The organism is Streptomyces cinnabarinus (genome assembly GCF_027270315.1).
GTDB lineage: Bacteria > Actinomycetota > Actinomycetes > Streptomycetales > Streptomycetaceae > Streptomyces > Streptomyces cinnabarinus.
The window spans coordinates 5,584,559-5,598,685 of record NZ_CP114413.1 but is presented as its reverse complement, the minus strand read 5'-3'; the positions used below and the strand labels follow the sequence as shown (position 1 = coordinate 5,598,685).

Sequence of the window (14,127 nt, the reverse complement as noted above, 5' to 3'; positions counted from 1 at the left end):
CATGACTTTTGAGTACGCCCCGGCGCCCGAGTCCCGCTCGGTCGTCGACATCGCCCCGTCCTACGGCCTGTTCATCGACGGCGAGTTCACCGAGGCCGCCGACGGCAAGGTCTTCAAGACCGTCTCGCCGTCCAGCGAGGAGGTCCTGTCCGAGATCGCCCAGGCGGGCGAGGCGGACGTCGACCGGGCGGTCCAGGCCGCCCGCAGAGCCTTCGCCAAGTGGTCGGCGCTGCCCGGCTCCGAGCGCGCGAAGTACCTCTTCCGCATCGCCCGGATCGTCCAGGAGCGCTCGCGCGAGCTCGCCGTCCTCGAAACCCTCGACAACGGCAAGCCCATCAAGGAGACCCGCGACGCCGACCTCCCCCTGGTCGCCGCGCACTTCTTCTACTACGCGGGCTGGGCCGACAAGCTCGGCCACGCGGGCTTCGGTGCCGACCCGAAGCCGCTGGGCGTGGCCGGTCAGGTCATCCCGTGGAACTTCCCGCTGCTGATGCTGGCGTGGAAGATCGCCCCGGCGCTCGCCACCGGCAACACGGTCGTCCTCAAGCCCGCCGAGACGACGCCCCTGTCCGCCCTGTTCTTCGCGGACATCTGCCGCCAGGCCGGTCTGCCGAAGGGTGTCGTCAACATCCTTCCGGGCTACGGCGACACGGGCGCTGCCCTGGTGGCCCACCCGGACGTGAACAAGGTGGCCTTCACCGGCTCCACCGCGGTCGGCAAGGCGATCGCGAAGACCGTCGCGGGCACCCGTAAGAAGGTCACCCTCGAACTGGGCGGCAAGGGTGCCAACATCGTCTTCGACGACGCCCCGATCGACCAGGCCGTCGAGGGCATCGTCAGCGGCATCTTCTTCAACCAGGGCCAGGTCTGCTGCGCGGGCTCCCGGCTGCTGGTGCAGGAGTCGATCCAGGACGAGCTGCTGGACTCCCTCAAGCGCCGTCTGTCCACGCTCCGCCTCGGCGACCCGCTGGACAAGAACACCGACATCGGCGCGATCAACTCCGAGGAGCAGCTGGCCCGGATCACCTCGCTGGTGGAGAAGGGCGAGGCGGAGGGCGGCGAGCGCTGGTCGCCGGCCTGCGAACTCCCCGAGAGCGGCTACTGGTTCGCCCCGACGCTGTTCACCAACGTCACCCAGGCGCACACGATCGCGCGGGACGAGATCTTCGGCCCGGTCCTGTCCGTCCTCACCTTCCGCACGCCCGACGAGGCCGTCGCCAAGGCCAACAACAGCCAGTACGGCCTGTCCGCGGGCGTCTGGACGGAGAAGGGGTCGCGGATCCTGGCCGTCGCGAGCAAGCTGCGCGCGGGCGTGATCTGGTCCAACACGTTCAACAAGTTCGACCCGACCTCGCCGTTCGGCGGCTACAAGGAGTCGGGCTTCGGCCGCGAGGGCGGCCGCCACGGCCTGGAGGCGTACCTCGATGTCTGACAAGACCGAAAAGACAGAGCGGCTCTCCGTCTTCAAGACCTACAAGCTGTACGTCGGGGGCAAGTTCCCCCGCTCCGAAAGCGGCCGGGTGTACGAGGTGACCGACTCCAAGGGCAACTGGCTGGCCAACGCGCCGCTCTCCTCCCGCAAGGACGCCCGGGACGCGGTGGTCGCCGCGCGCAAGGCGTTCGGCGGCTGGTCCGGGGCGACGGCGTACAACCGCGGCCAGATCCTCTACCGCGTCGCCGAGATGCTGGAGGGCCGCCGCGAGCAGTTCGTGCGTGAAGTGGCCGACGCCGAGGGCCTGTCGAAGTCGAAGGCCGCCGCCCAGGTGGACGCGGCGATCGACCGCTGGGTCTGGTACGCCGGCTGGACCGACAAGATCGCCCAGGTGGTGGGCGGCGGAAACCCGGTCGCGGGACCCTACTTCAACCTCTCCTCGCCCGAACCGACCGGCGTGGTCGTCGTGCTGGCCCCGCAGGAGTCGTCCTTCCTCGGCCTGGTCTCGGTGATCGCCCCGGTGATCGCCACCGGCAACACCGCGATCGTGGTCGCGAGCGAGAACTCCCCGCTCCCGGCCCTCTCCCTGGGCGAGGTGCTGGCCACCTCCGACCTGCCCGGCGGTGTGGTCAACGTCCTCTCCGGCCGTACGGCGGAGATCGCCACCCCCCTCGCCGCGCACCAGGACGTCAACGCCATCGACCTCGCGGGCGCCGACGACGTACTGGCGAAGGAGCTGGAGATCGCGGCGGCGGACAACCTGAAGCGGGTTCTTCGTCCACAGCCTGTGGATTATTCCGAGACCCCGGGCATCGACCGCATGACGGCCTTCCTGGAGACCAAGACGGTCTGGCACCCCACGGGGTCGCTGGGCGCGTCCGGCTCGGCGTACTAGGCGTACCGAGCCGCCGGAACCAGAGAGCCGCGCCTCCCCTCCGTCCGGGGGATGCGCGGCTCTCTGCATGCCCGTCACCCCAGCGCCGTCCGCGTCGCGCCCCCATGCCGTGTGACGCGTGGGCGGCAGTCCACTTTGACCGTCCCCCTGACGAACGCCTCATCCGTCGACTTTCCTGACCACACGTACGCCTCACCCGGCCTGAGCGCCGCCAGCTTCTGCGGGTTGAGGCCCGACAGCGCCGCGTTGACCTTCTGCAAGTGCTTCAGCCATGCCGGTGAGGTGAATCTGTGCAGCACCATGTGGGTGGAGAGTTCGATGAGCTCGGACGGCACGGACGGCGGATCCTGACTGGCGACGAGTACGGACATGCCCTTGTGGCGCATTTCGCGCACGCTGGACACGAGTCCTGTCACCAAGTCGCCGCTGTCGGCGTACTTGTGCGCCTCGTCGAAGACAACCAGCTTGTTGAAGGGACGGCCGTCGTCGGTCGCCTCCGAGAACAGGTGCATCAGGACGACAAACAGGCTGAGTGCGTCGCTCTTCTCGATGTCGTCGGAGCGCAGATCCACGACGATCAGACGGCCCGGCCGCGCCAGGTCCTTGATACGGGCGGAATCGTCGATGAAGTCGCCGGCGAGGTCGAGCCGATCCCGGGCCTTCCTCTTCAAGTGCTCGTCGAGTGTCGATTCCTCAACTCCGCGGCGGACTGCCTCCAGGGTCAGGTCAGCCCTGTTGGCCTTGATGATCCTGCCGATCTGCCGGATGTAGCCGGACTGGTTGCCGACCGCTCCCATGAGGAACTTCCAGTGGGCGATCTTCAGTTCGGCGGCAGCGAAGGCCAAGGGACGCACAAGGACACCCGGGTAGCGGGCCTGGCGCTCCTCCACATACTCCTCAGGAACCAGCAGTACGACATCGGAGAGACCGGCGGGCCGCGCCCCGTATCGGCGGAGCAACGCCTCTCGCTGCCCCTCGTCGTCGTTGGCGTGGATCATGCTCAGGAACTCGGGCTCGTATTCAGAAGTCTCGCTGTAATGGAAGACGACGCTCGCCAAGGGGCTCGCCAGTTGGTTGACCCCCGGCACCGGCAGGCTCGCCATCTCCAGCACCGAGCCCAGGGTGTAGCTCTTGCCGCCGCCCTGCACTCCGAACAGGCTGATCGCGTGGGTCTCGTTGAGGTCCAGGGCGACGGTACCGCCCGCACTCGTGCCGAGGAGACCGAACTGCCGGGACGGTCGTGAGACGCCGAGGAAGATGTCCGGGGCTTTGGCCTCCGGGAGTTCGGCTGCCACGTCGGACGAGCCGTCAGACGCCCTGCCCCTCGAACCGGGCGCAGCCGCGGCGGCCTCTTCGGCCTCCCCGGTTCCCTCCCGCTCTGCCTCCGTGTCGCTCTGGCCGGCTTCGGTCCCCTGGGTGCTGACGGTGTCAGCGGCCGAAGGCGCGTCGGCCTCGGGGAGTTCGGAGGGGTCGTCGTCGGGATCCTCGGACAGCGGGGCGGGCTCCTCGGGAATATCCCGAGTGCGTGCGCGCGGGCACAGTTGGACGGTCGCTGTGGCCGGGACGGGCTCTCCGTCGTGTGTGCTGAGACCCTCCAGCCCCGGCAGAACGGGCTCGGGTGCCACGGCGCCCCCGGCGGCCGGGGTGTCCTGCGCCGTGGGCCGATACTCCGTCTCGATGTCGTCGAGCAGCCGCACGGCGTAGTCGCGGCCGATGCGGTGGAACGCCACCCCTTCCTCGTGGTCGGTGTCGAAACCGTCCCTGGAGAGGTCGAATACCAGGCCGGTGCGGGTGAATTCCAGGCGGTAGCCGTGATCGAGACGGTCCAGCAGCCAGCGCGCCTCGGCCATCGCACGCTCACCGAAGAGGCCGTAACGCCCGGCGCGGGAAAGGTACTTGTCCAGCAGTGTGCGCAGCGCCACGTTCTGCAGCGGACGGTCGGTACGGCCTCGGACCGGGTCGAACCGCTCGGCAAGGATCCGCTCGGTATTCCCGGTCTGGCGGACGATGTGCTGGAGCTTGCCCTGATAGGCGCTGAGACCGCCGCCTGTGTGGCACTTGACCTCCAGCAGTCGGCACACGATGGTGCGCCGCTCGGCGTCGAGGTCAAAGAGGGCGAGATCGGTGCGCTGGAGGCGGACCTCGGTGTCCCCTGTCGCCGCCCGGCCACGCTCCTCCGCATACAGCTCGGGGTGGGAGTCGAGGGGGACGAGGATCTGGTCACGCAGTGCGTCGCGGGCACCGAGGTAACGGCGGGCGAGGGCCAGACCGAGAACCTCGGTCCGATGGTTCTCACCGAGCGCGGCGAGTTTGAACACCAGGCTGCCGGACAGTTCCCGTAGCTGGTCGAAGAAGGTCCTCAGGTGCCGCTCGGGGATGCCGAGCGACCGGTCGGCGAGCACTGGGCCGAGCAGGGCACGCATCTCGTCCAGGGACCGGGAGGAGACGACGATCTGATGACCGAGCCCGCTGTGGGACGTGGTGGTGTGGTCGATGACGTACTCGGTACGTCCGGGCCGCCCGTGGTCGAAGTACTCGGCTCCGAGGGTGCGGTCCACGGTGACGACCCAGTCGCTCATCCGGTGCACGTCGTGCAGGAGGGCCCGGTCGTCCGGGGACAGCCGGACCGTTATCTGCGGCAGCATGCCCGGCCGGTGTTCACCCGCGCTGGCCGCGACCAGGGCGGCGGACAGGGTCCGGGGCAGGGTCGCGAGCAGGTCTCCGGTCGTCTCGGCGCCCGTCAGCGGGTCGGTGACGCCATGCCGAGGCCGGCGGGTCCACTCGACGCTGTCGTCGTCCTCTCGGTAGTCGCCGCTCATCTCCTGGACGAGACCATGCACGGCGACACGTCCGGTGCCGTCCTGACCCGGGGCGATGTCGTGGCTCTCCCCGCCGAACGGGTTGAACAGGAAAGTGAGGTGGGCCGGGAAGTCGTCCGCCGCTGTGAGGAGTTCCTCCGCGTCACGAATCACCGCCGACAATTTGGGGCGCAGGGGATCCCCCGGGGTGGCGAACGCCTCCGCGGCGGCGGAACGCGGGCCGCTCGCCGGAACCATCAGGTCGGTCAGCGACGATCCGGTCCACGGGTCGTCTGGCGCGGTAGCGAAGAGCCGCACCGTGTAGTGGAGATGGGACAGGTGGCGGCGTTCCTGCAAGGCCACCAGCATGTCGGCGAGGAGTTCGCCGTGGCCGGCGCCGAGCGCGTTGATCACCAGACTGTCGGCGTAGGGGTGGAGGCGGATGTACTTCTCCACCCGGTCAGCGAGTTCCGTTCCGGTCACCCCGCCCGCCGCTGCCGCCACGTCGACGCCGAGCGCGCCCGCTACCCGGGCCAGGGCCTCGCGGGGGTCGTCGGCCTCACTCGGCAGGCACACCTGCCAGTAGTCCGTCAACGGGCTACTGGCAAAGGCTAGTTCTCCTGAGTCCAGCGGCACGGCAAGTGGGTAGCCGAGCGGTGCCAGCTCCCGTTCCAGACTGTCCAGCCGCGTCTTGACGACGCCCGCCGAGGCGTCCTGGAGCTGTTCGAGCCAGTGGTCGGCGAGGGCGGCCTGTCCGCTCCACCACAGCATGCGCAGCGGATGGGTGGGGGCGACCAGCACGACGGTGCGCCGACTGCCGTCCGTGTCGTGCAGGTGGACGGTGAGAGTGTCGGTGCGCAGCAGATCGTGCAGCCGCGCCCGCCGCTGCTCGGTGTCGGGCAGGCCCGGCCGGTCCAGGGCCCGCAGACAAGCCGTGACGGCGGTGAGGTACGCCTCCGCGCAGGTCTCGACGGCGGCCCGCAGCGTGCGCGGGTCCACGCCCTCCACGACAAGGACGTCCGACGCGCCGTCCGCGGCCTCCGGCAGGGCGAGTCGGGCGAAGAGTTCCGCTCGTGCGCGGAGGTATCCGGAGAGGGGTTCCTCCTCCTCGGCCCGCGAACCGTCCTCCCCTTCTCCGGGCTTCCCGGAGACCACGTGCAGCCGGGCGGCACCGGCCGCGTCCACATCGATCCTCGGCCCCTGCAAGGTGCGCGGGGCCCGCAGGATGTGCTGCTCCGCCTCGGCCAGGAGCCGTGGCAGGTCGATAGTGACCAGTCCGGCGGGCCCGAAAGAGGCTCGCAGCGAGCGGGTCTTCACGCTGGTGCCGCGCGGGCCCCAGCCGGTCTCGCGGCACTGCACCCGGGCTGGATCACGGCCTTCGGCCAGCGCGGTGAAACGCAGCCGGTTGATCGCCTGGGCGAGACCGGGCGCGTGGTGACCGCGCGGGGTGGGAGGCTCGTCGAACTCGCCCTCGGGGACGACATAGAAACGGTCGCTCTCGTACGGGCGGCGGCCCGCCGTCTGTCCGCTGCCCGCGGCGGGCATGGGGTCGTCGTTGCCGTCGAGCGGGGTGACACGGACGAAGTGCCAGCCTTCCTCCCAGTCCGGTGCCCGGCGCCCCTTGCGGAGTTTGATGCTCGCCTTGTACTGCGGCTTGTTCCGGGGACCGGCCGGTACGGTCACCGTGAGTCCGGTCGGGCTAGCCAGCGCTGTCCCCACGTCACCACCGCTCTCCTCACCCGGATCGTCGCCGGTCTCGGCGCAGATCTCGACCTTGAAGCGCTTCAGGCCCGTGACACCCCGCTGATCACGGTCCACGGAGAAGGTGACCGGGAGTGAGGGCAGGCCGCCGGGCAGGAGGTAGGGCTGGCCGAAGAGCCGGTCGAGGGCGGGATGGTTGCGCTGGTCCTCCGCGTTCTCCCCGGCCTTGGGCAGCGCGGTCAGGTCGTCGACCTCGATGCGCACGGTCTGGTCGGCCGGGTCGTGCTCCTGCGGCCAGTGGTGGAAGGCCAGCGGCCAGTTGTCGGGATCGACGGCGATGGCCCGGCACCAGTGCCCGGGATCGGTCAGGCCGGTGGTCGCAGCGAAGTCGACGAGACGGCGCAGGAAGCGCTGGTGCTCCTCGGAGTTACGGGGCAGGCCGAGGGCGAGGACCCGTTGCCGGTCGGTGGCGGGGCCGTCGGTGAGTTTCTCGACGGTGCGCCGGTTGCGCTGGATCTTGGTGACCAGGAGAGATGGGTCGTTGAAGAGCTGGAAGTCCGGGATGAGTCCCAGCAGGTGGACGGCGGCACCGGCGGCCTGCGGGTCGTGCTGGTTCTCGCGCAGGGTGAGCAGGTAGCGGGCGGCAGCCCGGTCCGAGACGTCGGCGGTCTCCGCGAGCAGCCGTTCGACACTTGAGCGCAGCGGTTCGGGCACGTCCTTGAGCAGGTTGCGCCTCAGCCGGGCGTGCACCTCATGGAGCGAGACCTCTTCGAAGGTCGCTACTGAGAAGGAGTCCTCCGCGCTGGCCTTGGTCCCGGGCGGTACGAACACCAGGAGCGGCGGCCTGAGGCGGCCGTGTTCGTCGGGGTTGCGCAGTTCGACGAGCTTGGTGCTGGTGATGGACGTGTCGCCGCCGTCGGCGAGGCCGGCCGCGAGAACGTGCACCTGGGCGTCGGGGACGGCCTGACGCAGGCCGCGGGTGAGGCGGGCGGCGAGTTCGGCGTCGAGCCCACCGACCCGCATGCAGTGGCCGGCCTCGCGGGTGCGCAGCAGGTCGGCGAGGCCCGGCAGCGCGACGTGTTCGAGTGCGCGCCGCCAGTCGGTCTCACTGATCTCCACCAGTCCGCGTTTCATGGTCCCGCTTGTCATGCCGCCCTCTCCCCCGTCCGACTCTCGCCTGCCGTGCGCCGCTGCTGTTGGTGGTGGTCGTCGCTGCTACCGTCCGCCGGTGGCCACCATGCCGTCCTCGGTGATGGAGAACCTGGGGGTGATCACCTGAGTGAGGTAGGCGTCCGACAGATCGTCGTAGAAGCCGATCTCCCGCATCCGTGTGGTGAACGCCTCGGCGTTGGCCCGCAGGGCGGCCTCCTCCTCCAGACCCGCGGGGCCGAATCCGTCGGCCGTGGGCAGCCGGTCCACGTACAGCCCGTACCGGTCGCGCAGCAGGGCGAGGAACTCGTCGAGCCGGAGCGAGACGGTGTGGTGGGTGTACGGGGAGGAGGCGCCGCGGGGGTTGAGGCGCAGCAGCGCCACCTGGACGAGCACCTCCAGCAGCGCACTGTCCAGGATGAAGCGGCGGCGGCCGCCGTGGGGCTGCGCGATGGCGGCGCCGGGGCGGTTCTTGAGCAGGAGGGAGTCGATGGCCTGGAAGATGTACTTGTGGTGGTAGGGCCCTCGGTAGGCCATCAGGACTTCCAGGTACTTCTCGAAGGGGGCCAGGCCCATGGATTCGTCCAGCAGCGGCCGGACCTCTTCGGGCTGCTCGCTGACGGGGGTGTCGTCGAGGATCGCGGTGAGCCGGGAGCCGAAGAACTCGTCACGCGCCTTGCGGTAGTCGTCCGTGCCGAAACGGAGGAGCTCGGGCACGGTGAAGTGTCCGTGCGGCGGGCGGCGCTCCTTGCCCTGGCCGACCAGGTGCTCGGCGAACTCGTCGAGCTTGCGGACCGTGTAGGAGGCACGTACGAAGTCGGGGATTCGGCGCAGCCAGTGTTCGGCACTGTGCTCGGCGAGGGCGGCGGCGGGGGTGCCGGGGACTCCCGCGACATCCATGAAGAGGCCTACGCGGAAAGGGCATCCGGCCAGCGGATCCTGTGCGGTCGCGGAGGCCGGGCAGCGGTCGTGGCCGCAGGCAGGGTCGGCCGCCGAGCGCGCCACTGCGACGGGCAGCAGTTTCATGGTCTTGAACTGGCCCAGGGCGAGGTGGAACGCGAAAAGGATCTTCAGGTACTCGACCATGGTGATGCGCGGCAGCAGATCCTTCAGGGACAGCAGACGTACGACGTCGTCGGCGAGAAGGTCGGCCTGTCCGACGCACAGCGGGGGCGCCGCGTACCAGCCCTTGACCGTGTGCGGACTGTCAGCCTTCACCTGGCTGTTGAGGTGCAGTACCGCCTGCGTCTCGATGTCCACGGGGGTCTTCTGCGCAGGGACGGAGGCCGCCGTACCGAGTCCGGTGAAGAAGAACGCCCGAAGCTGTTCCAGTGCGAGGGCACCCAGCGGGCCGCGAGCGTGCCGCAGCATCTCGTACAGCTGGGCGTCGGCGCCGTAAGGGCGGGAGTGGCGGCTGCTGCGGAACCGGTAGGTGAGTCCGTGCAGTGGGCGCAGTCCGGCTACTTCCTGGGCGGGTTTGCCCCGGTTGACCACGTCCAGGAGCTGAGTCTCCACCCAGCGCCGGGCCATCTCGGGGTGCTCCGCGAAGCCTTGGAAGCGGTCGGCGTTGACGGGGTCGGTGAACTCGTCCGCGAACTCTTTGACGAACAGGTCCTTGCGCCGCACGAGGCGGCTGGTGAGGCCCTTGTGGTTGAGTCGCATGAGGAACCCGGTCAGCACCCGGTCCATCTGCACACGCTTGAAGTCCAGGTAGGAGACGCCGAGGTGCTTGAACTCGGTGTCACGGCGCCGCAGTGCCATCAGCGTGCTCCTTCCGGTACCGGACCGGGGTCGATGTCCGGGGGTGTGTCGGGTCGGGCCGCCGGCGCCAGGCGCAGGGCGCCGTCCGGGAGTCGGCGCAGCCGGTGGGGCGGCGATCCGGGTGCGTTGAGGAGGACCTCTTGATAGGAGGTCGCGGCCAGGGCGTTCTTGAAGACGGCAAGGGCGAGGTTCTGGCCCTGGCGGTCCTCGACACCGGGCTGGTAGCCGCGGTGCAGCCGGTCGAGCAGTTCGTACAGGTCGAGGCGGACGGTCAGCTGAGCGCGGTGGGCGCGGCCGTCCTCGGGGTGGTGGCGTACGACGAGTTCGCGGGGGCCGGTCTCGACGTACGGCGAGGCGGGCGGGCCGTCGACGGTGATGGTGAACTGCTCGGCGGGGAACAGCCGGTGGCTGCGCACGGTGCCGCCGGGGACGGCCCGCACCTGGAGCGCGAGGTCCTGGCCGGCCGTCTGGCCCAGCCCACGAGGCATGCCCTCGCCGCGGCTGACGGCCTCGACGATCCGGGCCAGTTCCTCCGGGCCCGGCTGCCCGCAGGCGAGCATGCGCAGGAACCGGTCGGCGGCCTGGTAGGGCAGGAGGCCCCGCCAGCGGGTGTCGTCGAGGCTCTCGAAGTAGAAGCGGCGCCTGGCCGCGGCAAGGTAGGCACGGTGCGCGGCGATCTGGGCGCGGTCGGCCTGGTGGGTGCGGGGCAGGGCCTCGAAGGCGTCGGTGAGGAGGCGCTCGTCGAGGTCACCGCGCTGGTCGAAGGAGACGAGGCTGTGTCCGTCGGCGGGGCCGCTGTAGTCGAGCTTCCGGTCCAGCTGGGGGTCGGGGACGGCGGCGACATCGAGGTCGCGCAACTGGGCGAGCAGGCGGTCGCGTTCGTCCGGGCGCGGATGCGGATGGGCGCCGGTGTGGATGCCCGTCCAGCTGGTGAAGTACAGACTGTCCAGGATCTCCTGGACAGTCTCAGGCTCCTCACGCGCGTACAGGGCGTGGATCTCGGTGCAGTCGCGGCCGGAGGTGAGGGTGTAGGCGAGGGCGGAGCGCAGGTCCCGCAGCGTGATGTGGAGGCGGCCTCGCAGATGGGCCATGCGGTAGAGGGTGGCGAGGCGTTCGGTGACCTGGACGCCCGCGCTGGGGTGGGCGAAGGTGCGGGCGTTGTGCAGGGCGTAGCAGCGCGGGGCGAGGGCGCAGGAGCCGCAGGCCTGCCAGTGCCGTTCGTCCGTGAGGACGGCGACCATGCGGCGCATGATCGACCCGGCGCCGTCGGGGTCCGCGAGGACGTCGCGGGCGTTCAGGTTGACCACGGCGACGCCGTGGGCGGCACGGCCGGTGGTCAGCCCTTCCCGGACGGTGTCCGCGAGCAGCGGGTAGCGCTCCTGGTGCCGGGTGACGAAGTCGACGAGCCGGCCCTCGTTGACAGCGACGAGCCGAGTGGCGTCGTCGGGCCAGCCCTCGTCGGTGGCGCCGCGGTAGGGGGCCAGGAACGTGTCGAGGACGGTGTCGTTGTCGGTGTCACCCTCGTCCTGGCTGCCGTCGTGGTTGGTGTGGAAGGAGCGGCCGTCGAGGGTGAAGTCGTCGCCGTTGGCGCGTGCTTCGCCGAACCGGGCGCCCCGGCGGCGGGCCTCGTCGGCGAGGAACTGAAGGAAGGCGGTCTTGCCGTCCCCGGCGTTTCCGGTGATGAGGACGAGACGGTGGCGGCCCGCGAGGACATCGGGGCGCAGCCGGTCGTCCAGGGCGGTGGCGACGTAGAGGTGGTAGGCGGCCGGGTCGAGGCCGCGGGTACCAGCGTTGGTGCGGGCGCTCTGGCTGTAGAGGGTCTGGAGGTGTCCGACGAACGGATTGGTACCTGCCTCGTCCCCGTCGCCGTCGGCCGGTGCGGGCCGCCGCGGCTCCTCGTGCGCCGGGGCGGGCGGCACGAGGCGCACCTCGCGGACCTCGGCAAGGGCGGCGCGGAACTCGTCGGCGTCGTGGTAGCGCTCGTGGCGACGGGGAGCGAGGGCCCGCAGCAGGACTGCCGTGAAGTCCGGGTCGAGGTCGGCGAGGCCGGGCAGGTGGCGCGGGTCGAGGGGCTGTCCGCCGCGCGGCGGGGTGCCGCGCCCCTGCCAGGGATAATCGCAGGTGAGGGCCTCGTAGGCGGAGATACCGAGCGCGAACAGGTCGAGGTCGGTCAGCTCCTCGCGGGTTGGCCGGGTGATACGGGTCGCTTCGGGGGCGAGGTAGCGGGGCGAGCCGAGGGTGGGGGTAAGGGTGGAGTCGGCGGAGACCGCCGCGTTGAGGTCGAGGATGCGGGCGCCGTCGGCGGTCCACAGCAGATTGCTGGGCTTGATGTCGCAGTGGAACACCCCGCCCGCGTGCAGGTGGGCGAGGCCGGCCAGACAATCGTCGAGGAGCTTGCGCACATCGGCGGGGCCGAGCGGGCGGCCCTGGTCGAGGACGCGTTTGAGGTCCTTCCCCTCGGCGAACTCCATGCGCAGGTACGGGAATCCGCCCTTGGGCAGCCACTCCGCGTCGATCAGCCGCACGACATTGGGATGGGGGGCGATCCGGCGCAGGATGCGGTACTCGCTCTCCAGGCGCTCACGTACGGACTCCCGGTCCCTGGTGATGATCTTCAGGACCTCGTCGGTGTCGTCGAGGGTGTTGAACACCCGGTAGACGACCCCGAACTGCCCCTGTCCCAGCAGGGAGCGCACCCGGAACCGCTCGGTGAGGCGGAACCCTTCGGGCAGGCTGGTGTAGCTGTGCGGGTCGTCCCAGTCGAACGGGTCCCCGGACTCCTCGCCTCCCCCGCGTCGGCCCCGGACTCGGGCACGGCGCTTGTCGGCGCTGCCGAGCCGTGCGATGGCCTCGCGGGCGGGCGGCCGGTCACCGGGGTCGGCGGACAGCAATTCCCGGATGACCGCCTTGAGCTCGGGGTCGATCCGGTCCGCTTCGTCAAGGCTGTCGAGCGGGGTGCCCCCCGCGCCGAGGGCGGGCTCCTCGCCCGTATACAGCTCGTGGAAGAGCACCCCGGCCGCGTACAGATCGGTCTCCGGTGAGAAGACCCCGGGCCGCTCGTGGCACTCGGGGGCGAGGTAGGCGGGTGACTGGTGAGCGTACGCCTCGATGCCCCGGGACTCGTCGCGCGGGCGCGGCGGACCGGGGTGGGCGTAGTCGAACCCGGTGAGCATGGCGGTGCCGTTGCGCCCGATGAGCACGGTGTCCGGGCTGAGGTAGCGGTGCACGACCCGGTGGGCGTGCGCGACCGCGAGACCGCCGAGCACCCCGTCGACGATCCGCCGCCGGGCGTCGGCTCCCAGCGTGCCCGGCCCCCGGGCGTCGAGCCTGACCCGCAGCGCCTCGGCGAGCACATCCTTGAGGACCACGGCGTACCCGTCGCCCTCGTCCAGCGGAAAGGACGTCTCGCACGGCACGATGTACGGGCTGGACGGCAGCTTGCTGAGAGCCTGTACCGGGTTGCCGATCCGCGCGTAGGCCGTGGACCGCGCGCCGTCGGGCAGCAGCGGATCTACGGCGTGCGCCTGGAGGATGCGCGTTCCTGACCGGGGCTGGTCGGCGAGGCGCACCCGGTACACGGAGACCTTGCGGGCCGGATCGCCGTCCTGGTCGGCGAGGTCGGCAGGGGATGCCTCGTACAGCGTCTCGACGACCTCATAGTGCCCGAACCGACGCTGGCCCGAAGGCGGCCGGGTCTCCGCCTGGAAGACGCGGGCGATGTCTTCGCGAAGCGCGGAGATGTCCTCGTCACCGGGCCCCGCGCGGTGACCGGGCGGGCGATGCCGCTCGATGAACGGCACGAGATCGGCGAGCTGGTATGTGGTCACCTCGTCGCGCCCGTCCGGATCGTGCAGCGTGGCACCCCGGTACGGCAGGACCACGAGCCCCTCGCACCACACCGAGCCGAGCCGACCGCTCGCCGCCCGGGAGCGCGCCAACAGGTCACCGGCGACCCGCGCGTGGTTACGGATCTTGCGCGCCGGACTGGGAAAGGACATGCCCTGCGGATACCAACGCCCACCGCGCACCTGCACCCGGCCATGAACGCCCTTGGTGTCGGCCAGATAAACCCCGCGATCGGCGATGACCGCCAGGTCCACCTCGAACATCGGCCGCCCCGGCCCGTACGGCAGCTCGAAGTTGGCCACGACGATCCAGTCGTCCGGCGCGTGCTCCCGCAGATGGCGCAACACCATGCGCTCGGCCTCGTTGGCCGGCTCCCCGATCGGGATGATCCGCGCCATCGCCCTGCCCCCGCTCCCCGTACTCCACCGTGCGTGCGCCGCCCGCGTCTGCCGACGATCCCCACGGCATATGCGGCCCCATCTGTGTCACCGGACACTTTAGGACGACCCACTGACAACGCGTCGGGATTCGGTCACGCAGGGGTG

At 70.5% G+C, this 14,127-nt stretch carries 5 protein-coding genes; 2 read left to right on the top strand and 3 right to left on the bottom strand.

All coding sequences use genetic code 11. The annotated features are described in order from the left end of the window. The first annotated feature begins 1 nt into the window (after position 1). Positions 2-1,432, top strand: coding sequence for an aldehyde dehydrogenase family protein (locus STRCI_RS25455; protein WP_269661277.1), 1,431 nt, complete (start codon positions 2-4; stop codon positions 1,430-1,432). Further along, positions 1,425-2,327 carry an aldehyde dehydrogenase family protein gene (locus STRCI_RS25450; RefSeq protein ID WP_269661276.1) on the top strand — a complete coding sequence of 301 codons (903 nt, stop codon included), beginning with the start codon at positions 1,425-1,427 and terminating at the stop codon, positions 2,325-2,327. The genes STRCI_RS25455 and STRCI_RS25450 overlap by 8 nt, the downstream gene beginning before the upstream one ends. A gap of 74 nt (positions 2,328-2,401) precedes the next feature. On the opposite strand, the gene mads8 is transcribed toward STRCI_RS25450, so the two are convergent. From mads8 to mads6, 3 genes are all read right to left on the bottom strand, one after another. Continuing rightward, positions 2,402-7,975: a methylation-associated defense system ATP-binding protein MAD8 gene (gene mads8 / locus STRCI_RS25445; protein ID WP_269661275.1), complete on the bottom strand. Its 5,574-nt coding sequence runs from the start codon at positions 7,973-7,975 to the stop codon at positions 2,402-2,404. 66 nt (positions 7,976-8,041) lie between these two features. Then, positions 8,042-9,736 (bottom strand): methylation-associated defense system protein MAD7, encoded by a 1,695-nt coding sequence (mads7, locus tag STRCI_RS25440; protein WP_269661274.1) that lies wholly within the window; start codon positions 9,734-9,736, stop codon positions 8,042-8,044. Next, complete coding sequence (gene mads6 / locus STRCI_RS25435; protein WP_269661273.1) at positions 9,736-13,980, bottom strand: methylation-associated defense system protein kinase MAD6; 4,245 nt, start codon at positions 13,978-13,980, stop codon at positions 9,736-9,738. Before mads6 ends, mads7 begins: the two co-directional genes overlap by 1 nt. Between the last annotated feature and the right edge of the window lie 147 nt (positions 13,981-14,127).

What these genes read in the sequence shown, in the direction of transcription:
- STRCI_RS25455 (WP_269661277.1), top strand. Translation starts at nt 2, where the DNA reads ATGACTTTTGAGTACGCCCCGGCGCCCGAGTCCCGCTCGGTCGTCGAC.
- mads6 (WP_269661273.1), bottom strand. Translation starts at nt 13,980, where the DNA reads ATGGCGCGGATCATCCCGATCGGGGAGCCGGCCAACGAGGCCGAGCGC.
- mads8 (WP_269661275.1), bottom strand. Translation starts at nt 7,975, where the DNA reads ATGACAAGCGGGACCATGAAACGCGGACTGGTGGAGATCAGTGAGACC.
- STRCI_RS25450 (WP_269661276.1), top strand. Translation starts at nt 1,425, where the DNA reads ATGTCTGACAAGACCGAAAAGACAGAGCGGCTCTCCGTCTTCAAGACC.
- mads7 (WP_269661274.1), bottom strand. Translation starts at nt 9,736, where the DNA reads ATGGCACTGCGGCGCCGTGACACCGAGTTCAAGCACCTCGGCGTCTCC.